Below are 18,553 nucleotides of genomic sequence, written 5' to 3'. Positions count from 1 at the left end.
CCTCGGACGCGGGCCGCACGTTCGCGTTGTCCCGGAACACGTTGTCGGGATCGACCTGCGCCTTGATCGCGCGAAGCCGCGCGAGCGTCGCGGGCGGGAACGCTGCCTCCACCTGCTCGTCGCCCTGCTCGCTGTCGAAGCTCAGGTAGGCGCCGTCGAGGTGCGGCACGATGAGCTCCCGCCACCTCTCGGTCGTGTGCTGCCGGCTCGAGCCGAAGGCAACCACGGAGAACTCCGCCGAGCGGTGCGCGAACGCCGTGGCATCCGCCGGCACGTCGTGCACCGCGCCGCCGACGGCGCGCAGCTGGAAGAAGTACGTCGCCCCGCTCTCGAGGAACCGCGCCGCGTCGCGCGCGAACTCCGGCGTGATGCGGCCGACGAGGCCGGACCGCGCTGTCGGCTCGCCTTCCGCAGCGTGGGCTGCGTCGCCGGAGTTCGAGATGACCGCCCGGTAGCTCGTGATGCGGACGTCCTGCGCCACGAGCGGCGCCGCCTCGGCGAGCGGCTGCAGCCGGGCGAGCACCGTCTCGGGGTCGTCGGAGTCGACCACCGCCATGACCTGCGCCACCGGCGGCCGGCCCGCCCGCGCGCCGCCCATGATCAGGAAGCTCGTGAGGTCGCGCGGCGCGTCGACCACCCAGTCGCCCCACGCCTGCAGGAAGCCGGCGGCGGCGCTCGCATCGAACGCGAGCTGGGCGAACCCGATGTCGCCCACGTCGTCGACCTCGAACTCGAACGCGGTGACGATGCCGACGTTCGCGCCCGCCCCGCGAACGGCCCAGAAGAGCTCCGGATGCCGCGTGGCATCCGCTCGCACGATGCTCCCGTCGGCGAGCACCACCTCGACGGCCCGCACGTGGTCGATCGTGAGCCCGTGCTCCCGCACCAGCCATCCGATGCCGCCGGCCGTGGCGAGCCCGCCGACGCCGACGCCGCCGTAGTCGCCCGAGCTGAGCGCCCAGCCGTGCGGCGAGAGGAACGCGGCGACGTCCTTCCAGCGCGCGCCGGCGCCGATGCGCACGAGCCGCGCCGACTCGTCGAGCACTTCCATGCCGTCGAGGCGCGAGAGGTCGATCACGATGCCGCCGTCGTTCGTCGAGCGACCGCTGATGCCGTGGCCACCGCTGCGCACCCCGAGCGGCACGTCGGGGTTGGCGCGGGCGAACGCGATCGCGTCCGCGACCTCCTGCGGGTCTCCCGGCCGCAGCAGGAGCCCGGGAGCGCCACCCCGCATGTAGGTCGACTTCACCCGGGCATAGCCCGCGTCGCCGGGCTCGACCGCGTGGGCGGCGAGCGACGGCGGCAGTGCGTCGTAGTCGATGCCGTCGCGGCGCTTCGCGCGCACCGCGGTGCTGCGACCGACCCAGGTGGGCGCGGCGACGGTCGCGGCATCCGTGCGGCGCACCTCGCGCGCGACCGCCTCGCGCAACGCGGGGGCGACCTCCTCGGCGAAGTGCTGCGTGGTGCCGGGGTCGTCGCTCGAGAGGATGAACGTGCCGACGCCGTCGTCGACGACGTAGGGCAGCAGCTGCTCCACCCACTGCGCGGCCGGGCCGTCGAGGAACCCGCCGCCTGCCGCCGAGAACCGCCCGCCGATGTTCACGATGCGCCGGATCTCGCGTGGATCGCGTCCGGCGGCGCGTGCGGCCTCGTCGATCGTCGCGTTCGACTCAGCGAACTGGCCTGGCTTCATGTGGCCGAGGGTGGGCAGCCAGCCATCGCCCTTGCGACCGGTGAGCCGCAGCATCCGCGGCTTGTACGCCCCGATCCAGATCGGGATGTTGTGCGCCGGCGCCGGGCCGCGCTTCGCGCCGCTGACCCGGTAGTACTGCCCGTCGACCTCCAACCGCGCGCGCTCGCCCTGGTCCCAGACGCCCCGGATGACGTCGATCGCCTCCGACAGCGCGTCGACGGCCTGGCCGGGCGTGAGGCGGCGGCCGCCCATGGCCTCGATCGCGTCCCAGAAGCCGCCGGCGCCGAGGCCGAGCTCGAAGCGGCCGCCCGAGAGCAGGTCGAGGCTGGCGGTCGCCCGAGCGAGCACGGCGGGCGGGCGCAACGGGAGGTTCGTGACGTTCGCGGCGAGGTGGACGCGCTCGGTGCGCGCCGCGACCCACGTGAGCAGGGTCGACGTGTCGTGGAATCGCGGCTGGTACGGGTGGTCCTGGAAGGTGACGAGGTCGTAGCCGGATGCCTCGGCGAGCTCGGCCAACCGCACGGCCGCCTGCGGGGGGTCGTTGGTCGGGGTGATGAAGGTGCCGAACCGCAACTCGTGGCCGTAGTACATCGTGCTCCGATCGGTCGGGACGGGTGAGTACTGCCCATCGTGGAGTATCCGGCGACGATTCGCACCCGGGTGGTAAGCTGCTTACTTGGAGTGAGTGAGGAGGCTCGGCGTGAGCGGCAGGACCAGCGCACGGCTCGAGGAGCTCGGGCACATCGACGAGGAGGCGTGCCGTCGCTTCGCATCGACCGTCGAGTTCGCGGGCCGGAAGTGGAACGCAGCCATCCTGCTCGCCGGGATTCGCGGAGCGCGCAGGTTCTCGGAGTACCGCGCGGCCGTGACGGGCATCTCCGATCGCCTGCTCGCCACCCGCCTCCGGGAGCTCGAGGCCGAGGGGCTCATCGAGCGGCACGTGAAGCCGACGACGCCCGTCATCATCACCTACACGCCGAGCACCGCCGGCCTCCGGCTCATCGAACTGCTGCAGCCGCTCAGCGAGTGGGGACTCGCACACGACTCGGCGGCTGGGCGTGGGGGCGGGGCGGCATCCGTGGCCTGAGCGCCCGTCACGGCGCGGCCGCCCGCAGCTCAGAACGCTCGGTGGTCGACGAACGGCATGCGCGGTCCACGCCGCGGTCGACCGCGGACGCCGGCCGCGCCGAGCAGGCGCACCACCCGGTAGCGATGCCCGGCCCACGGCGTCATCGCCGCCACCATCTCGTCGTCGGTCATGTCGCGGCCCCAGAGCGCGTGGCCCAGGTAGTTCGAAAGGTGGTAGTCGCCCACTGAGAGCGCGTCGGCGTCGCCGAGGGCACGCTGGGCCACCTCGGCGGCGGTCCACGCGCCGACGCCGGGCATGAGGGTGAGGCGCGCCGCGGCATCCGCCGTGCTCATGCCGACGGCCTCCTCGAGGCGCGACGCATAACGCGCGGCGTTCACGATCGTGCGCGCGCGCCGCGGGTCGACGCCGGCCTTGTGCCACTCCCACGTGGGGATCGACGCCCAGCCCTCAGGAGCGGGTGTGACCCGCATCCTCCGCGGAGTCGGCCCAGGCGCCGCATCGCCGGACCGCCAGACCAGCCGGCGCCACGAGTCGTGCGCCTGCAGGGTGATGACCTTCTGCTCGAGGATCGCAGGCACGAGCGCCTCGAACACGCGGCCGGTGCGCGGGATGCGCAGGCCCGGGTTGCGCCGGTGGGCATCGTCGAGCAGGCGGATGCCGGGATCGAAGCCCGCGGGATCGTCGCGGTCGCCGAGCAGTTCGGGCGCCGAGGCCACCGCCGTGCGAGCGCCCGGCCCCCAGCCCTCGCAGCGCAGCTCGTCGGGAGCGGGCTGCGAGTAGCGCAGGGTCGCGACGCCCTCGTCGGTGCGCGTGGTGCGCCACACCGCCCCGCGCTCGTCGCGGTGGTACGTCGGATCGCCGCCGCCGCGGCGAAGCGCGCCGATGGTCTGGAGCAGGTCGGTCGGATGCCGCGGGCTCCAGTTCAGCGCATGCTCGGCGATCACGGCTCCAGTGTGCACCACGCGCCTGACAGCCGCCGCGACCCGGCGACCACCACCGTGGCGGCGGCCGCGACCTCACGCGTGACGGGTCGTGCTCGCCCCGTCACGGTCGGCGGGGGCGTGGCGCCGCGACGTGCGGCGGTGATGCACATCGAGCAGCATGAGCACGAGGCCGAGTTCGACGAGCCCGATGCTGAAGTACAGCGCCTGGAGGAAGCTGAACGGGATGAACGCCATCTGCACGAAGATCCAGATGAGCGTGGCGTATCCCGCCGCCGCGGAGAGGAACAGCGCCCATGGCCGCCGGCGTTCGAGCTGCACGAACGCGAGGACGTGCACACCGCCGAGCACGACGGCAAGGGTGATCCCCGGCACGAGGTACGACGGGAACGGCCCTCCCTCGAGGTACTCGGCCGGCGGGTTCCACGCTGTCGAGAAGCCGGGATCGAGCGAGCCGATCACGAGGGCCGCTCCCCCGGCCAGCGCGGTGAGCGCGACGAAGGCCTGCACGATCAGCAGGGTGAGCCGGATGCCTCGGTGGCCGTCCATGGTCCCAGCATCGGCGCGCGCGGCCCTCGGACGCGGGCCGAAGGTCCTCCACGGTTCCACGGGCTTGGTCTAGCGTCGAGCCGTGCACCTGGCAGCGAGCGACACGAACTCGGCGGCGACAGGCGGCCGACCTCCCCGTCGGGACGCGCTCCGCTGGATCCTCGCCGTCTCGATCGGCGAGGCGACCGGGTTCGCCATCGCCGCAGGCGTGGCCATCGTCACGATCGTCGCCGGCATCGAGGATCCCGCGCGCCTCGCGCTCGTGATCGGGGCCGGGGCGCTGGAGGGGACGGCGCTGGCGATCGGCCAGTACAGGGGGATGCGGGTCAATCGGCCGGTGGCGTGGCGATGGATCACGGCCACCGCCGCGGCCGCGGCGTTCGCGTGGATACTCGGGATGCTTCCGAGCACGCTCGGCCTCGACCTCGGATCGCCGGCCATGCTGGTCGTGGTCTCGATCGGCGCCATCCTGCTGCTCGTGAGCATCCCGCTCGCGCAATGGCTCGTGCTCGCCCGCCCGCGCACGCTGCGGTGGGTCCCGGCGAATGCCGGGGCGTGGCTCGTGTCGATCCTCTGGACGTTCGCGCCGTCCCCGTTCATCGACGAGCGGAGTCCGGTCGCGCTGGTCGCCGCACTCTACGTCGCGGCGGGCGTGCTCATGGCGGTGACGTTCGCCGCACTCACGGCGCCCGTGGCACTGCGGCTGTTCTTCCCCGCGCGTCCCGGGCCGGCGGCTGGCCCCGTGCCGGGAGCCTGAACCGCCGCCGGTCCACCTCAGCGCGCAGGCTGCTGCGCGAGTGCGATCCGGCCGAGCGCACGGCCCCACTCACGGGCGCGATCGAGTTCGCCGTCCACGAGCACGTTGTCGAGGGTCACGAGGAAGCACTCGGATGGAGCGACCGGGCGTGATCCCACACGGCGCATCCGCTTCTCGATCGCGGCCGACGCGTCGCCGGCGAAGATGCGCGGGATGTCCACGCGCGTGCCGAACGCGGCCCATGCCGGCGGCGCGGTCGAGATGGAGTCGAGCCACTCGCGCACGCCCGGAGCGGCGGCATCGGGCTCCAGGGCGAGGTGCTTCTCGGAATCTCGCGCCCACTTCGCGGCATCCTCCCTCGATGCGGCACGCGGCAGCGAATGGGCATGCGTCGGGGCGCCGATCACGACCAGCTCGGCTTCGGAATCTGCGATCGCAGAGGCGAGTTCGACCCGCACCTCGGTGGTGGCCGCGAGGCCGTCTCCGATCGCCTCGGCGATGAGCCGCGTGTTCCCGAACATCGACTCGTAGAGCACGAGGGCGGTCATGGAGTCTCCCTTTCAGCGGGCGGTGGACGCGCGGATGAGCGAAGGAGGCGTCGCCGCGCGCTCCGCTCCCGACTCGAAGGGCACGACGACGACCGGCCCGCCCGCGTTCATGAGCAGGTCGTTGTTCGTGCGACCGAGCGGACGGAACCCCCGCGCGCCGGCGGCCGTCGGCCGCCCGCTCACCGTGACCACGGCGCGGCGGGACACGCCGGCGAGCGTCTCGCCGGCGGGCGCGGGAGAGCGACGCACCACGATGCCGTTGGAGAGCTCGGACGCCTCGGGGAGCTCCCACGCGAGCCGCAGCAGCACATGCTCGTCGGTCGCCGTCGGCCCCTCGGCGCGGATGAGCATCAGGCGCTCCTCGAGGCGAACGGCCTCCCGCATGGCGAAGCGCACCGGCTCGATCCATCCGGGCGCATCGCCCACGCCGACCGCGACGCCGCTCCGCCCGGCCGACGTGTCGACCGGAACGATCGCGGTCGTCACCGGGGACATGGCCGCCACCTGCAGGCCGCGCGACCCCAGCGCGTGACCGTGGAAGGTCCCGATCTTGTGCGTGCCGATGACCACCGATTCGTAGGCGGATGCCTCGCTGGCCAGCACGAGCATGGGCGCTCCGACGGCGATTCCGGCCGTGACCTCAACGGAGCCGGCGCGCTCGCGGGCGAACTCCAACTCGCGCTCGGCGATGCCCTCGGCGGAAGCGCGCAGCTCCCCGAGGTCGCGATCGCTGATCGCGCCCCACTCGTCATCGACGACCATCAGGAGCGTGACGGCGGTGCGGATGCTCCGCGCCCGCTCGAGCGCCCACGTGATCGCCGCCCGGCTCGCGATGGAACCATCGATCCCGACGAGGATACGGCTCGACATGCTCGACCACCCTCCATCAGTCGGACCCGCGAACGCCGAGTCCGGAATGCATGGTGCCAGCGTCCCTCGCCCGCGCCGCCGGTCACGGGTCCTAGGTCCCCCGGAAGGGCATCGCCTCGGTGTCGTGCGGAGGTATCGCGCTCGGTGGTAGCCTGCCGACATCCCCGGCGCGGAGGTGTCATGACGGATCATCCCCCGTTGTCCTTCCCCGACCATCCGAGGTCGGAGCTCGATCGGACGCTCCAGGAACTCGTGAAGCGTGCCGACGAGGTCATGCGCACCCAGAGCAGGCTCCGCGCCCTGCTGCGGGCCACCGAGGCGGTCGTCGAACCGATCGAACTCCCGATGGTGCTCGAGCGCATCGTCCACGCCGCGGTCGAACTCGTCGACGCCGAGTACGGGGCGCTCGGTGTCGTCGCCGAGGCTGGAGGACTCGAGGAGTTCATCCACGTGGGCATGTCACCGGAGGCGGTGGCCTCCATCGGCCACCTCCCCGAGGGGCGCGGCGTGCTCGGGGCGCTCATCGACGATCCCCGTCCGATTCGCCTGCGGCACATCAGCGACGACCCGCGTTCGGTGGGCTTCCCTCACGGGCATCCCCCGATGGACGGGTTCCTCGGCGTGCCCGTTCGCGTGCGCGACGAGGTGTTCGGCAATCTCTACCTGTCCAATCCGCAAGGTGGCGAGTTCACCGCGGAGGACGAGGAACTCGTGACGGCGCTGGCGGCCACTGCCGGCTTCGCCATCGCGAACGCGCGGCTCTTCGACGAGACGCGCATGCGTCAGTTGTGGACGGCCTCGTCGGCGCAGATCGCGTCGTCACTGCTCGACACGGCCGGTGACGCGGCACTCCCGATGCTCGCCGACGAGCTCATCGCGCGCACGGGAGCGGATCGGATCTGCATCGTGCTGCCCGGACCGGAGCCGTTCACCGTGACGGTCGCCGAAGCCCGCGGCAACGGCGCGGACGTGCTGGTGGGCGCCGTGATCCCCGCCATGCGAACGAGCGCCGGGATCGTCCTCGAGAGCGGGGAGTCGCGGTCCCGCTCCGGCGCCCGCCACGACGACCCGACGGATGCCCTCGCGATCGCGGAGGGCGATGCGGCGGGGCCGTCGATGTTCATCGCGCTGAAGAACACGGAGACGGTCTGGGGGGTGCTGGTCGCCGCCCGGTCGACCGGTCGGCCGCACTTCACGGCATCTGAAGTCGCCATCGCCGACGACCTCGCGGGTCGCGTCGGACTCGCGATCGAGCTCGCGAAGGCGCGCGAGGATCGCCAGCGGGCCCTTCTGGTGGAGGAGCGGTCGCGCATCGCACGCGACCTCCACGACCACGTCATCCAGCAGCTCTTCGGCACGGGGCTCGTGCTGCAGGCCCTGGCCGGCGAGGTCTCCGGCGGCGAGGCATCACAGCGCCTGCGGTCGGCGATCACGACGCTCGACGAGAGCATCGCCCAGATCCGCACCATCATCTTCGCGATCACGCCGCACGAGGGGGCCGAACCATCCCTCCGTCATCGCGTGCTCGACATCGCAGCCGAGTGCTCGGCGTCGCTGGCTCAGCCCGTCGCGGTGGGCTTCAGGGGCCCGCTCGACCTGCTCGTGACGGGCTCGCTCGCCGACGACGTGACCGCCGTCGTGCGTGAACTGCTCACGAACGCGGTGAAGCACGCCTCGGCCGACACCATCCGGCTGACGGTCGACGCAGGGCAGGACCTGATCCGCGTCGTCGTCGACGACGACGGCGGCGGCATCCACGGCGACGGGCGGCGAAGCGGACTGGCGAACCTGCAGGAGCGTGCCGAACAGCGCGGCGGCGGCATGCGCGTCGACTCCGCACCGGGGCGCACGTCCATCGAATGGAGCGTGCCCGCCAACGCGGACGGAGGCGAACGACCGTGACGCGGATCTTCCTCGTCGACGACCATGAGATCGTGCGCCGCGGCGTCGCCGAGCTGCTCGAACGTGAGCCCGATCTCGACGTGGTCGGAGAGGCGGACAACGTGGCCCGCGCCCTCAGTCGGATCCAGGCGACGCTGCCGGACGTCGCCATCCTGGACATGCGGCTGCCCGACGGCGACGGCATCGCCCTGTGCCGCGAGGTGCGCTCGCGGCATCCTGAGATCCGATGCCTCATCCTCACGGCCTACGACGACGACGAGGCCGCCATGTCCGCCGTGCTCGCCGGCGCGGCCGGCTACGTGCTGAAGAACATCAACGGCTCCAAGCTGGTCGACGACGTGCGCGCGGTGGCGTCGGGACGCTCGCTGCTGCACGCCGGCGTCACCCGTCGCGTCGCCGCTCAGGCCGCCAGCGACGAGCATGACGATCCGCGGTTCGGCTCACTCAACCTGCGCGAACGACAGGTGCTCGCGCTCATCGCCGAGGGCCTCACGAACCGCCAGATCGGCGAGCAGCTGCAGCTCGCCGAGAAGACCGTGAAGAACTACGTGTCCGGCCTCCTGCGCAAGCTCGGCTTCGAGCGCCGGACCCAGGCCGCCGTGTACCAGCTCGAGCACCGCCCCGAATCACGAGCGTGAACGGATGCCGCGGCGCGGCCTGGAGCTTGACGTCACTCGGGGCCGGCAGGCCGGGCGCGTTCGAATGCGCGGCCGTGCACCTCGGTGGGGGTGATGCGCACCCACCGGTCCTTCTCCTCGGGCGCCCACGGCGTGACGCCGAGATGCTCGGCCTCGGCGATCTCGCTCTGCCGATCGAACTCCTCAGCGTCGCCCTTCAGGACGACGCTGAACGCGTCGGCATCCGTGTAGCCGTCGACCTCGAAGGCGACGTGGTGCCGGATCGTCAGCTCGAGGAGCTTCGTGCCCGCCGACGTGCGGAACACGATGGTGCCCGCGTCGACCGCATGGTTCACCGGGAAGATGTCGATCTCGCCCGCCGCGGTCGCCGCGATGCGTCCGTAGGGCGCATCGGCGATGCGCTTCCAGCACTCCTCCTCCGACAACCTCCTGGTCGGAGCCCGCTCCTCGACGTCCTCATCCATGTGTCGAGTGTCGTGCGGGCGGCACGGGCCGGCCGGGTCCAAGGTCCCGCGAGGGGCACGAGTGCCCGCCTGCTTCAGCTCCCTTCGCCCGTGGTGATCTCGATCTTCCGCGGGCTCGGCACCGCCTTGTACGGCACGGTCACGCGCAGCACGCCGTTGTCGAACGATGCCTTCACCGCGTCGTCATCGGCCTGCTCGGGGAGGGCGATGCGACGGTAGTAGCTGGCGCTCGACTCCCGTACGACGTACTTCTTGTCCTTGTCCTCCTCCTCCTTCTCGTGCTTCTCGGCGCGGATGACGAGCGCGCCCGCCTCGACATCGATGTCGATGTCCGCTTCGGCGAAACCCGGAAGGTGGGCCTCGACGGTGAACTTCGAGTCGTCCTCCGTGTAGATGTCGGTGGTCGGCATCGGCCGGCGACCCAGCAGCCCGAAGAGTCCGTCGGAGAAGAGCTGCTTCTGCAGTGCGGAGAGTTCGGCGAACGGGTCGAAGCGGGCCTGTGACCCAGCCATGATCGTCTCCTTCAGTGAGTAATGCTCAGTTTTGGTGTTTCGACCGTATGCGTCGGCCGACTCCGCTTTGGGGTCGAAGGTCCTGCTCGGCGGCAGCGGTGGCCGGGGTGCCCATGTGACCTTCGACCCGATGGCGGCGGGCTCGGCCGGGGAAGCTGCCGTCATGTTCACACGCATCGTCGTCGGATGGGACGGCTCACGCGAATCGGAGGCCGCCCTCGCGTGGGCGGTCGAGCGCGGCGTGGCAACGCCCCTGAAGCTCGTGCACGCGATCGGAGGCGCGCCGACGGCAGTCGAGCATGTGCGGGCCGACGGGGAGATGTCGGCAGCACGGGTGCGGCTCATCGAGGTGGCCGATCAGCTGCGTGCCTCTCGGCCCGATCTGCACCTCACGACGTCGACGGTGCACGGCCAACCGTCGAGCGTGCTGGCCGAGGAGCTCGGCGAGGGCACGCTCGTCGTCGTCGGCGCACCGGCGACGCATCGGGGATCCCGATGGACCGTGGGATCCCGCCTGGCCGGCCGTCATGGCGGGGGAACCGTGGCGGTCATTCCGTCGACTCCGGCGACCGGCGCACGTTCCGTCGTGGTCGTCGGAGTCGACGGCTCTCCCGCCTCGATGGCGGCCGTCGAGGTCGCGGCGGAGGAGGCCGCCCGCCTCGACGAGGATCTCGAGGTCGTGCATGCCTGGACCGTGCCACCCGGCTGGGACTCGGAGTACCTCGAGTACCTGGCCGACGTCCAGCTCCTCGAGGACATGCACCGCGACCTCCTCGACGAAGCCGTGGAGTTCGCGAGGGGCCTCGACGCCCGGCCGACCGGCCGGCTCGAGCGCGGCCACGCCGGCGAGGTGCTCGGTCGCCTCGGACGGCACGCCGACCTGCTCGTCGTCGGAAGCCACGGCGCCGGCAATGTCACGCGGTTCCTGCTCGGCTCGGTGAGCCACGAACTGCTCGTGTCGCTTCCGTCGCCCGTGATGATCGTCGGTCCTGGCGACTGACTCCCCGTCAGAGATCCTCGTCGACGATCTCAGGCGACACCGCGATCGGCTCCGAGGGTTCGGGAACCACCGCGACGGGAATCGGCGAGCGCGCGAGCACGTGCTCGCTGACCGATCCGACGAGCAGGTCCTCCAGCGGGTTCCGGCCGTGCGAACCGACGACGATGAGCGAGGCATCGCGGCCCGCCTCGAGGAGGGCGGACGCGACCGGCGGCACGGCGTGCACTACCCGGACCTCCGCCTCGGGGTGACCCGCACGCAACCGTCCAGCGGCGAGTTCGACGTCCAGCGGGAGCTCGCCCTTGCGCGCACGCACGATGTTCAGCACGGATGCCGCATGCTGCGCCTCGCGGGCCGCGAAGGCGAGGGCGGCCTCCCCCGCGGCATCCGTGTCCCACCCGACCACGACGTCGCTGCCGCCTGCGGCACCGAACCCGGTCGGGACGACCACGAGCACGCTGTGCGTGCGGCCCGCGAGGCGGAGCCCGAGCGGCAGGTGGCCGACTTCGTCGACGGTGTCCACCAGGGTCATGCCGACCACGAGCACCGACGCCGATGCGGATGCCGCGATGAGCTCGCCGACCACCCGGCCGTGGCGCAGCTCGGCCCGCACCGCGGCATCCGGAAGCGCGGCTCGCAGCCGAGCGGCCACCTCGTCCAGCCGGCGCCGCCGTCGGTCGCGCTCGGCATCGGGGAAGCCTGCGGCGAGCGGGGCGTGTTCGAGCACGCTCGTCACCTCGATCTCGGCGGCGATGCGGTGCGACCGCTCGACGACCCAGCGTTCCGCGGCGAGACTCGGCGCGGCGCCGTCGACGGCGAGGACGACGTGATCGGTCATGATGGGACCTCCTGTCGATCGTGTGCCGGGAGTCGCACCCGTTCGAGGTGCTCGGGCACTCGCGCGTTCCAGTGCAGCTCCCGCTGGATCCGGGCGCGCAGGGCATCGGATGCCGCGGGTTCGCCGTGGGTCACGAAGACGACTTCGGGCTGCGTGTCGACGTCCCGCATCCAGGCCAGAAGTTCATCGGAGTCAGCATGCGCGGACATGCTGTCCATGGAGACGACCTCAGCTCGGATCGGCACGTCCTCGCCGAAGATCCGCAGCGATGCGGCTCCGCCCAGGAGCGCGGATCCACGCGTCCCGCCGGCCTGATAGCCCGTCAGCACGATCGCATTCCGACGGTCGGGTCCGTAGGCGACGAGGTGGTGGAGGATGCGCCCTCCGGTGAGCATCCCGCTCGCCGAGATGACGATCATCGGCCCGCCGCGCAGGTTCAGCAGCTTCGACTCGTCCACCGTGTGCACGCTCGTCGCGAGGTCGTACATGCGCTCGATCTCGTCGGGGTCGAGTCGGTGCTCGTCGGGGTGGCGCTCGTAGATGCCGGCGACGTCGACGGCCATGGGACTGTTCAGATAGACGGGGATGTCGGGCAGTTCCCCGCGGTCGCGCAGGCGCGAGAGGTGCAGGAGGATCGTCTCGGTGCGCCCTACGGCGAACGCCGGGATCAGCACCACGCCGTTCTGCTTGGCCACCCGGCGCACGACGTCGGCGAGCACCCCCTCGGGATCGACTCGCGAGTGGAGCCGGTCGCCGTAGGTGGACTCGGTCACGAGCACCGAGGCCGGCTCGAACGGGCGCGGTGCCCGCATGAGCGGATCCGCGCCGCGGCCCAGATCCCCCGTGAAGTGCACGACATGCCCGCCGACCGTCACCCGTACGCCCGCGGCGCCGAGGATATGGCCGGCGGGCACGAAGGTGAACTCGACCCCCTGCCCGATGTGGTGCGTCGTGTCGAAGTCGATCGGCTGGAAGCGATCAAGCGACCGCGTGGCATCGGCCGCCGTGTACAGCGGTCGCGGGTCACGGTGCTTCGACCAGTGACCGGATGCCGCGTGCCGCGCCTCCTCCTCGAGGAGGTATCCGCTGTCGGGCAGCACGACGCCGCACAACTCGGCGGTCCCCGGGGTCGAGTACGCGGGCCCGCGGAATCCGTCGCGGACGAGTGCGGGCACGTAGCCCGAGTGGTCGAGGTGCGCGTGACTCAGCACCACCGCGTCGATCGAGTCGGGGTGCACTGGGAACGGCGCGCGATTGCGCTCGCGCAGCATCTTGTAGCCCTGGAAGAGCCCGCAGTCGACGAGGACCCGCGTCGAGCCGGTGTCGATGAGGTACCGCGAGCCCGTCACGGAGTCGGCCGCGCCGAGGAATTGCAGGCTCGCGTCCATCGGACTCAACGCCCGTGCACCACGAGCACCGGGCAGTGCGCGTGCTCGGCGCACGCGGCGCTGACGGATCCGAGCAGGAGCCCGGCGAAGCCGCCGTGCCCACGACTGCCGAGCACGAGCATCTCGGCGTACGAGGACTCGTCGATGAGCACCTCGGCCGGCCGGCCGCGACGGGTGCGCGTGGCGATCCACTCGGGTGGATCGTCACCGAAGACCTCCTCAAGGGCCCGCCGGACGATGCGCTCCGCGTCGTCCTCCGGCGTCCAATCGAGTTGCGGGTAGTAGCCGCCGTAGATGAACGACGGGTAGTTCCACACCGCGAGCGCGCGCACCCTCAGGTCGAGCCTCGGCGCAAGTCCGGCCGCATACCGGAGGGCCGTGATCGACGACTCCGAGCCGTCGACGCCGACGATCATGGCGGGCGGTCCTGGCTCGGGTTCGGGGTGCCGGTCGGGCGGATACGAATCCCTCGGTGACTCGGCCATGCCCGCATCCTCCTCGCACGTCGAACACCTCCCCGGGCCGAAGGTCACACGAGGCGGGCGGGCCGCGTGGAGGCTCGCGGCCGCGGTGGCCGGCGCACGCATCCGGGAGTACTGTCTCGACGTGGACAGCGAAGCACCGGGCGGCGCGCGACCGACGCCACCGACGGCGAAGCACCAAGTCGCCACCGACCGCGACCCCTCGCGGGCGCACTGGATGGAGCTGTTCTTCGACCTCATCTTCGTGGCGCTCGTGGGGCAGCTCGCGCACGGGCTGCACGAGGATCCGGCGATCCCCGACCTGCTGCTGTTCATCGCGCTGTTCGCGTCGGTGTGGTGGTCGTGGGTGAACCTCACGTTCGCCATCAACGTGATGCCGTGGCTCACCCGGCGTCGGCTGGCGCTCGTGATGCTCGCCGCGATGTTCGCACTCGGCGCGATCGCCGTCGCGGCGCCCGAGGCGACCACGGAACGGGCGTGGCTGTTCGCCGCGGGCAACGCAGCGCTCCGGCTCGTGCTGCTCCTGCTCTGGATCTCGCAATCGTGGGGCAGCGGCACCGCGTCCCGGATCCGGGTGACGGCCTACAACGGCGCGACCGCGGCGCTCTGGTTCGCGTCGGTCTGGGTGCCCGCGCCGTGGAACTTCCTGCTGTGGGGCCTGGCGATCCTCGTCGAGGTGGTGCTCCTTGTCGCCAGCAGCCAGAGCTGGGCGAACCGGGTGCTCGCGAACCTCAACGTCGAGCACCTGTCCGAGCGGTTCGGCCTGCTCGTCGTGATCGTGCTCGGCGAGTCCGTGCTCGCGATCGTCGTCGCGCTCGACGAGGTCTGGACGACCGAGGCCGGCCTCACGGCGATCCTCGGGCTCGGCACGATCGCATTGCTCGCATGGTCGTTCTTCATGTACGGCACCGAGACCATGCGCAACGGACTCGAGGGACTCCGCGTCGCCGGTGACTTCCGGGCCATTCGCGACACCGTCGGGTTCCTGCCGTTCCTGATCGTCGTCGGGGTCACCGCGATCTCGGGCGCCCTCGGCACCGCGATCCACCACCCCGACGAACCGCTGCCGCTCGCGTCCGGCATCTCCCTGTGCGGCGGCATCGCGCTGTTCTACCTGACGAACGCGATCATCTCGGTGCGCTTCGGCCGTCCGGTCGGCGGGGTGCTGCGCTGGGCGCTCCCCGCGCTCGTACTCACCGCGCTCCTCGGCGTGGCGGCGGCGCTCCTGCCGGCCGGCGCCACGATCCTCTGCGCCGTCGCGGTGCTCGCGTTCATCGTCGGCTCGGCCGAGCTCTCGGATCGGCGGCGGCTCAGCGCGGCATGAACGCCGCGTGGAAGAGCGACCAGGCGCGGCTCGCGACGGCGCGACGGTCCGCGGCATCCGTGCGGGCGAGCACGTCGGCGAGCATGGTGACCGCGAGCAGCACGTCCTCGGTCTGGACATGGTCGCCGATGCGTCCGGCCGCGTGCTCACGGGCGAGCACGGTCTCAGCGATGCGGCCGAGCCGGGTGCTCAGGTGCTCCACGTGCTCGTCGTGCCGGTTCGACCAGATCAGGTCGATCAGCGCGGTCGAGACGAGCGCCTGCTCGATGACGGCCTCGAGCAGGTCGTCGAGCGTGGCATCCGACGGTTCGACGGATGCCTCGAGCTCGTCGATGTTCTCGTCGAACACGGCCACCGCGAGAGCGAGCCGGTCGGGGAAGTGCCGGTAGAGGCTGCCCTGCCCGACGCCCGCCCTCTTGGCCACGGCGCTGAACGGCGCCTGGAGTCCCTCCTCGGCGAACACCTCGCGCGCTGCGGCTATGAGCGCCCGCCGATTCTCGGGCCCGGCTGCGGGTCCGCGATTGGGCTTCGCGGTTCGCGAGACTCCCTTCCGACGTTCAGGCATGGGTGTTACCTTACTACCGGACAAGGATGTCCGGTAGGAGGAGGAACCATGACCAGAGAATGGGATCGCGAGGTCGACGTGCTCGTCGCGGGCACCGGCGCCGCAGGGCTGACGGCCGCGATCACCGCAGCGGATTCCGGCCTGTCGACGCTCATCGTCGAGAGCACCGACCGATGGGGCGGCACGACGATGCGCAGCGGCGGCGGGCTGTGGATGCCGAACAATCCGCTCATGCGGAAGCACGGCATCCGGGACTCGCGCGAGGAGGCGCTGACCTACCTGGAGGCGGCGATCGGTCCCGTCGACGCCGTCGGCGCGGCGAGCTCGCAGGTGCGACGGGAGGCATTCGTCGACGCCGTGCCCGCGGTGTACGGGTTGCTGGAGCGACTCGGCGTGCGCTGGACCATCGCGAAGGACTACCCCGACTACTACCCCGACCGCCCGGGCGGCAAGGTCGGCCGCGCGATCGAGGTCGTGCCGATTAACGCGCGCAGGCTCGGCGACTGGCAGCAGACGTCGCGCATCGGCGACGCCGTCCCGATCCCGATGAAGACCGACGACGTGTGGCTGCTCTCGCGCGCGTGGTCGACGCCGTCGGGGTTCATCCGTGGCGCCCGATTCGTCTTCCGGACGCTCGGCGGACTCCTCACCGGACGTAAGCTCGTGGGCATGGGCGGCGGGCTCATGCTCAGCCTCGGATTGATCGTGAAGCAGCAGGGCACCGAACTGCTGCTGAACTCCCCGGTCTCCGAGCTCGTGAAGGACGGAGACGGCCGCGTCGTCGGCGCGATCGTGTCGACACCCGATGGTGCGCTCCGCGTGCGCGCCCGCCGCGGCGTCATCCTCGGCGCGGGCGGGTTCGCCAACAACCGCGAGTGGCGTGAGCGCTACCACGGCATCCCCGGCTACAGCTCCGCGGCCGACGGCGACCTCGGCACGGCGATCGAGGCCGGCGCCGAGGCGGGCGCCGCCCTCGCCCTCATGGACGATGCCTGGTGGGGCGCCTCCGTGCCGATCCCCGGCAAACAGCCGCTGTTCGTGCTCAACGAGCGCTCCGACCCGTTCAGCCTCGTGGTCGACCAGTCGGGTGCGCGCTACCTGAACGAGTCCGAGAGCTACATCGACTTCGGGCACCACCTGCTCGAGCGCGACCGGACGACGCCGGCGAACCCGTCGTGGCTCGTCGTCGACCGGCGCCACCGGCAGCGGTACATGTTCGCGGCGATGCTCATGGGCGGCAAGGCGATGCGAGAGGCCGGCATCTCTGTGCAGGCCGACACCCTCGAGGAGCTGGCGGAGCAGATGGGCGTCGACACGTCGACGTTCCTGGAGACGATCGAGCGATTCAACGGGTTCGCCCGTCGCGGGGTCGACGAGGACTTCGGCCGGGGCCGCACCGTCTACGACAACTACTACGGCGACCCCCGCGTGAAGCCCAACCCGAACCTCGCCCCGCTCGAGAAGGGACCGTTCACCGCGGTCCGGCTCGTGCCGGGCGACCTCGGCACCAAGGGCGGCCTGCTCACCGACGATCACGCCCGAGTGCTCGACGAGTCGGGCGCCGCGATCCCCGGCCTGTACGCGGCGGGCAACACGTCCGCCGCCGTCATGGGCCGCACGTACCCCGGCCCCGGCTCCACCATCGGACCGGCCGCCGTGTTCGGCTACCTCGCCGCGACGCACGCGGCCGAGGCATCCGTCGTCGACGCTGCCCCTGCAGCGCCGCACCACAAGACAGCACCACCACAACAGAAAGTGAAGGAAGCACTCGCATGAGCACCCCCAAGACCCTCACCGGCGACGATTCGATCAAGACCTGGCTCGAGCACCCGGTCGGCGGGCCGATCATCCGCGACCTGCTCGCGCAGTCCGGCCAGGATCCCGACGTGCTGAAGCCGGTGAGCCGACTGGCGATCAAGCGCCTCGTCAAGCTCAGCAAGGGCCGATTCAGCCAGCAGATGGTCGACGACCTCGTCGCCCGCGCGGCAGCGGGCGACGTCCCTTCGGGCGCGACGGCGCCGGGTGCCGCAGGCGCAGCGGATGCCGCGAGCGCAGCGGATGCCGCAGACGCCGACGCCGACGCATCCGCCCCCGCCGTGGAGCGCCCCGAGTGGGTCGAGCGCATCGACCAGGGCCGGTTCACCGGCAAGACCGTGATCGTGACCGGCGCCGGATCGGGCATCGGCCGCGCGACCGCTTCACGTATCGCGCGCGAGGGCGGACGGGTCGTGGCCGTCGACGTGTCGCAGGAGCGCCTCGACGAGTTCGCCGGCGAGCACGCGGGCGCCGACATCGTGACCCTCGTGGCCGACATCACCGACGACGCGAAGGTCGCCGAGATCGTCGCCGCTGCGGGCGATCGCGTCGACGGCCTTGCGAACATCGCCGGGATCATGGACGACATGACCCCCATCGGCGAGCTCACCGACGCCGTGTGGAAGCGCGTGTTCTCGGTGAACGTCGACGGCACCATGAAGCTCATGCGCGCCGTCGTGCCGACGATGCTCGCGCAGGGCTACGGCTCGATCGTGAACACCGCGTCGGAGGCCGCGCTCCGCGGCTCGGCGGCCGGCGTGGCGTACACCGCCTCGAAGCACGCGGTCGTCGGCCTCACCAAGTCGACCGCCTTCATGTACGGCCCGAGCGGCCTGCGCGTGAACGCGGTGGCCCCCGGCCCGACGATCACGAACATCGAGGCCACCTTCGCGTCGCCGCTCGGCGCGCAACGCGTTCGCGAGGCGATGGCGATCCTGCCGGATGCCGCCGAGGCCGACGCGCTCGCAGCATCGATCACGTTCCTCCTCAGCGACGACGGCGTGAACGTCAACGGCGTCGTGCTCGCGTCTGACGGCGGCTGGTCGGCGACCTGATCCGGCCATCCGTCGGGAGCCTGTCGAAGAGGCGAGCGTGCGACGGGACGTTGCACCGGTCCGAGAGACTCTGGCACTGATGCTGAAATCGCATCAGTGCCAGAGTCTTCCGGGCGTGAAGG

Annotated in this window: 18 protein-coding genes and 1 pseudogene; 8 read left to right on the top strand and 11 right to left on the bottom strand. The window is 71.5% G+C overall.

Translation table 11 applies throughout. The features are described 5' to 3' along the window. Positions 1-25: 25 nt before the first annotated feature. Positions 26-2,284: pseudogene (locus ASG80_RS01330) on the bottom strand (LLM class flavin-dependent oxidoreductase); the annotation flags it as partial. A gap of 109 nt (positions 2,285-2,393) precedes the next feature. Here ASG80_RS01330 and ASG80_RS01325 point away from each other — a divergent pair. Continuing rightward, complete coding sequence (locus ASG80_RS01325) at positions 2,394-2,780, top strand: helix-turn-helix domain-containing protein (RefSeq protein ID WP_056727688.1); 387 nt, start codon at positions 2,394-2,396, stop codon at positions 2,778-2,780. A 29-nt stretch (positions 2,781-2,809) separates the two neighbouring features. Here ASG80_RS01325 and ASG80_RS01320 read toward each other — a convergent pair whose 3' ends face one another. Both ASG80_RS01320 and ASG80_RS01315 read right to left on the bottom strand, forming a co-directional pair. Next, positions 2,810-3,727, bottom strand: a complete 918-nt coding sequence (locus tag ASG80_RS01320) for a DNA-3-methyladenine glycosylase (protein ID WP_200952460.1) — start codon at positions 3,725-3,727, stop codon at positions 2,810-2,812. Positions 3,728-3,799: 72 nt separating this feature from the next. Continuing rightward, a complete protein-coding gene (locus tag ASG80_RS01315) occupies positions 3,800-4,273 on the bottom strand; it encodes a hypothetical protein (RefSeq protein WP_056727686.1) in 474 nt (157 codons plus the stop codon). An 82-nt stretch (positions 4,274-4,355) separates the two neighbouring features. Between ASG80_RS01315 and ASG80_RS01310 the strand changes: the two genes are divergently transcribed. After that, the gene (locus ASG80_RS01310) at positions 4,356-5,030 is read left to right on the top strand and encodes a hypothetical protein (RefSeq protein WP_056727684.1); all 675 of its coding nucleotides are present in this window, start codon (positions 4,356-4,358) and stop codon (positions 5,028-5,030) included. Positions 5,031-5,047: 17 nt separating this feature from the next. Here ASG80_RS01310 and ASG80_RS01305 read toward each other — a convergent pair whose 3' ends face one another. Then, positions 5,048-5,578 carry a flavodoxin domain-containing protein gene (locus ASG80_RS01305; protein ID WP_056727682.1) on the bottom strand — a complete coding sequence of 177 codons (531 nt, stop codon included), beginning with the start codon at positions 5,576-5,578 and terminating at the stop codon, positions 5,048-5,050. Between the two features lie 12 nt (positions 5,579-5,590). Next, on the bottom strand, positions 5,591-6,448 hold the full coding sequence (locus tag ASG80_RS23300) for a universal stress protein (RefSeq protein WP_056727680.1): 858 nt from the start codon (positions 6,446-6,448) through the stop codon (positions 5,591-5,593). 180 nt (positions 6,449-6,628) lie between these two features. Between ASG80_RS23300 and ASG80_RS01295 the strand changes: the two genes are divergently transcribed. Together ASG80_RS01295 and ASG80_RS01290 are read left to right on the top strand one after the other, a co-directional pair. After that, a complete protein-coding gene (locus tag ASG80_RS01295; RefSeq protein ID WP_082589631.1) occupies positions 6,629-8,350 on the top strand; it encodes a GAF domain-containing protein in 1,722 nt (573 codons plus the stop codon). Then, the gene (locus tag ASG80_RS01290; RefSeq protein WP_162256582.1) at positions 8,347-8,988 is read left to right on the top strand and encodes a response regulator transcription factor; all 642 of its coding nucleotides are present in this window, start codon (positions 8,347-8,349) and stop codon (positions 8,986-8,988) included. The genes ASG80_RS01295 and ASG80_RS01290 overlap by 4 nt, the downstream gene beginning before the upstream one ends. 32 nt (positions 8,989-9,020) lie before the next feature. Here ASG80_RS01290 and ASG80_RS01285 read toward each other — a convergent pair whose 3' ends face one another. Together ASG80_RS01285 and ASG80_RS01280 are read right to left on the bottom strand one after the other, a co-directional pair. Further along, on the bottom strand, positions 9,021-9,452 hold the full coding sequence (locus tag ASG80_RS01285) for a pyridoxamine 5'-phosphate oxidase family protein (RefSeq protein ID WP_056727676.1): 432 nt from the start codon (positions 9,450-9,452) through the stop codon (positions 9,021-9,023). Between the two features lie 74 nt (positions 9,453-9,526). Then, on the bottom strand, positions 9,527-9,964 hold the full coding sequence (locus tag ASG80_RS01280) for an Hsp20/alpha crystallin family protein (protein WP_056727675.1): 438 nt from the start codon (positions 9,962-9,964) through the stop codon (positions 9,527-9,529). A 163-nt stretch (positions 9,965-10,127) separates the two neighbouring features. Between ASG80_RS01280 and ASG80_RS01275 the strand changes: the two genes are divergently transcribed. Further along, a complete protein-coding gene (locus tag ASG80_RS01275; RefSeq protein ID WP_162256581.1) occupies positions 10,128-10,964 on the top strand; it encodes a universal stress protein in 837 nt (278 codons plus the stop codon). Between the two features lie 7 nt (positions 10,965-10,971). Here ASG80_RS01275 and ASG80_RS01270 read toward each other — a convergent pair whose 3' ends face one another. The 3 genes from ASG80_RS01270 to ASG80_RS01260 are packed head-to-tail and all read right to left on the bottom strand — an operon-like array spanning position 10,972 to position 13,675. Further along, positions 10,972-11,802 (bottom strand): universal stress protein, encoded by an 831-nt coding sequence (locus tag ASG80_RS01270; protein WP_056727671.1) that lies wholly within the window; start codon positions 11,800-11,802, stop codon positions 10,972-10,974. Beyond that, positions 11,799-13,190 carry an MBL fold metallo-hydrolase RNA specificity domain-containing protein gene (locus ASG80_RS01265; protein WP_056727669.1) on the bottom strand — a complete coding sequence of 464 codons (1,392 nt, stop codon included), beginning with the start codon at positions 13,188-13,190 and terminating at the stop codon, positions 11,799-11,801. The genes ASG80_RS01270 and ASG80_RS01265 overlap by 4 nt, the downstream gene beginning before the upstream one ends. Before the next feature lie 5 nt (positions 13,191-13,195). Further along, positions 13,196-13,675, bottom strand: a complete 480-nt coding sequence (locus ASG80_RS01260) for a universal stress protein (RefSeq protein WP_235507919.1) — start codon at positions 13,673-13,675, stop codon at positions 13,196-13,198. Positions 13,676-13,796: 121 nt separating this feature from the next. Between ASG80_RS01260 and ASG80_RS01255 the strand changes: the two genes are divergently transcribed. Continuing rightward, positions 13,797-14,996, top strand: a complete 1,200-nt coding sequence (locus ASG80_RS01255; RefSeq protein WP_162256580.1) for a low temperature requirement protein A — start codon at positions 13,797-13,799, stop codon at positions 14,994-14,996. Here the strand turns inward: ASG80_RS01255 and ASG80_RS01250 are convergent. After that, positions 14,983-15,561: a TetR/AcrR family transcriptional regulator gene (locus ASG80_RS01250; RefSeq protein ID WP_056727662.1), complete on the bottom strand. Its 579-nt coding sequence runs from the start codon at positions 15,559-15,561 to the stop codon at positions 14,983-14,985. The genes ASG80_RS01255 and ASG80_RS01250 overlap by 14 nt on opposite strands. A 48-nt stretch (positions 15,562-15,609) precedes the next feature. On the opposite strand from ASG80_RS01250, the gene ASG80_RS01245 reads away from it, so the two are divergent. Further along, the gene (locus ASG80_RS01245) at positions 15,610-17,337 is read left to right on the top strand and encodes an FAD-binding protein (RefSeq protein WP_082589630.1); all 1,728 of its coding nucleotides are present in this window, start codon (positions 15,610-15,612) and stop codon (positions 17,335-17,337) included. After that, positions 17,334-18,431 (top strand): SDR family NAD(P)-dependent oxidoreductase, encoded by a 1,098-nt coding sequence (locus ASG80_RS01240; protein WP_056727660.1) that lies wholly within the window; start codon positions 17,334-17,336, stop codon positions 18,429-18,431. The genes ASG80_RS01245 and ASG80_RS01240 overlap by 4 nt, the downstream gene beginning before the upstream one ends. The last annotated feature ends 122 nt before the right edge of the window (positions 18,432-18,553 follow it).

This window comes from Agromyces sp. Soil535, assembly GCF_001428255.1.
Taxonomy (GTDB): Bacteria; Actinomycetota; Actinomycetes; order Actinomycetales; family Microbacteriaceae; genus Agromyces.
Note: the sequence above shows the minus strand (reverse complement) of the source record. Positions and strands in the feature narration are given on the sequence as shown.

Excerpts from the sequence above, each read along its gene's own strand:
- ASG80_RS01315 (WP_056727686.1), bottom strand. The coding sequence starts at position 4,273 with ATGGACGGCCACCGAGGCATCCGGCTCACCCTGCTGATCGTGCAGGCC.
- ASG80_RS01305 (WP_056727682.1), bottom strand. The coding sequence starts at position 5,578 with ATGACCGCCCTCGTGCTCTACGAGTCGATGTTCGGGAACACGCGGCTC.
- ASG80_RS23300 (WP_056727680.1), bottom strand. The coding sequence starts at position 6,448 with ATGTCGAGCCGTATCCTCGTCGGGATCGATGGTTCCATCGCGAGCCGG.
- ASG80_RS01295 (WP_082589631.1), top strand. The coding sequence starts at position 6,629 with ATGACGGATCATCCCCCGTTGTCCTTCCCCGACCATCCGAGGTCGGAG.
- ASG80_RS01285 (WP_056727676.1), bottom strand. The coding sequence starts at position 9,452 with ATGGATGAGGACGTCGAGGAGCGGGCTCCGACCAGGAGGTTGTCGGAG.
- ASG80_RS01280 (WP_056727675.1), bottom strand. The coding sequence starts at position 9,964 with ATGGCTGGGTCACAGGCCCGCTTCGACCCGTTCGCCGAACTCTCCGCA.
- ASG80_RS01275 (WP_162256581.1), top strand. The coding sequence starts at position 10,128 with ATGTTCACACGCATCGTCGTCGGATGGGACGGCTCACGCGAATCGGAG.
- ASG80_RS01270 (WP_056727671.1), bottom strand. The coding sequence starts at position 11,802 with ATGACCGATCACGTCGTCCTCGCCGTCGACGGCGCCGCGCCGAGTCTC.
- ASG80_RS01265 (WP_056727669.1), bottom strand. The coding sequence starts at position 13,190 with ATGGACGCGAGCCTGCAATTCCTCGGCGCGGCCGACTCCGTGACGGGC.
- ASG80_RS01260 (WP_235507919.1), bottom strand. The coding sequence starts at position 13,675 with ATGGCCGAGTCACCGAGGGATTCGTATCCGCCCGACCGGCACCCCGAA.
- ASG80_RS01250 (WP_056727662.1), bottom strand. The coding sequence starts at position 15,561 with ATGCCTGAACGTCGGAAGGGAGTCTCGCGAACCGCGAAGCCCAATCGC.
- ASG80_RS01245 (WP_082589630.1), top strand. The coding sequence starts at position 15,610 with ATGACCAGAGAATGGGATCGCGAGGTCGACGTGCTCGTCGCGGGCACC.
- ASG80_RS01240 (WP_056727660.1), top strand. The coding sequence starts at position 17,334 with ATGAGCACCCCCAAGACCCTCACCGGCGACGATTCGATCAAGACCTGG.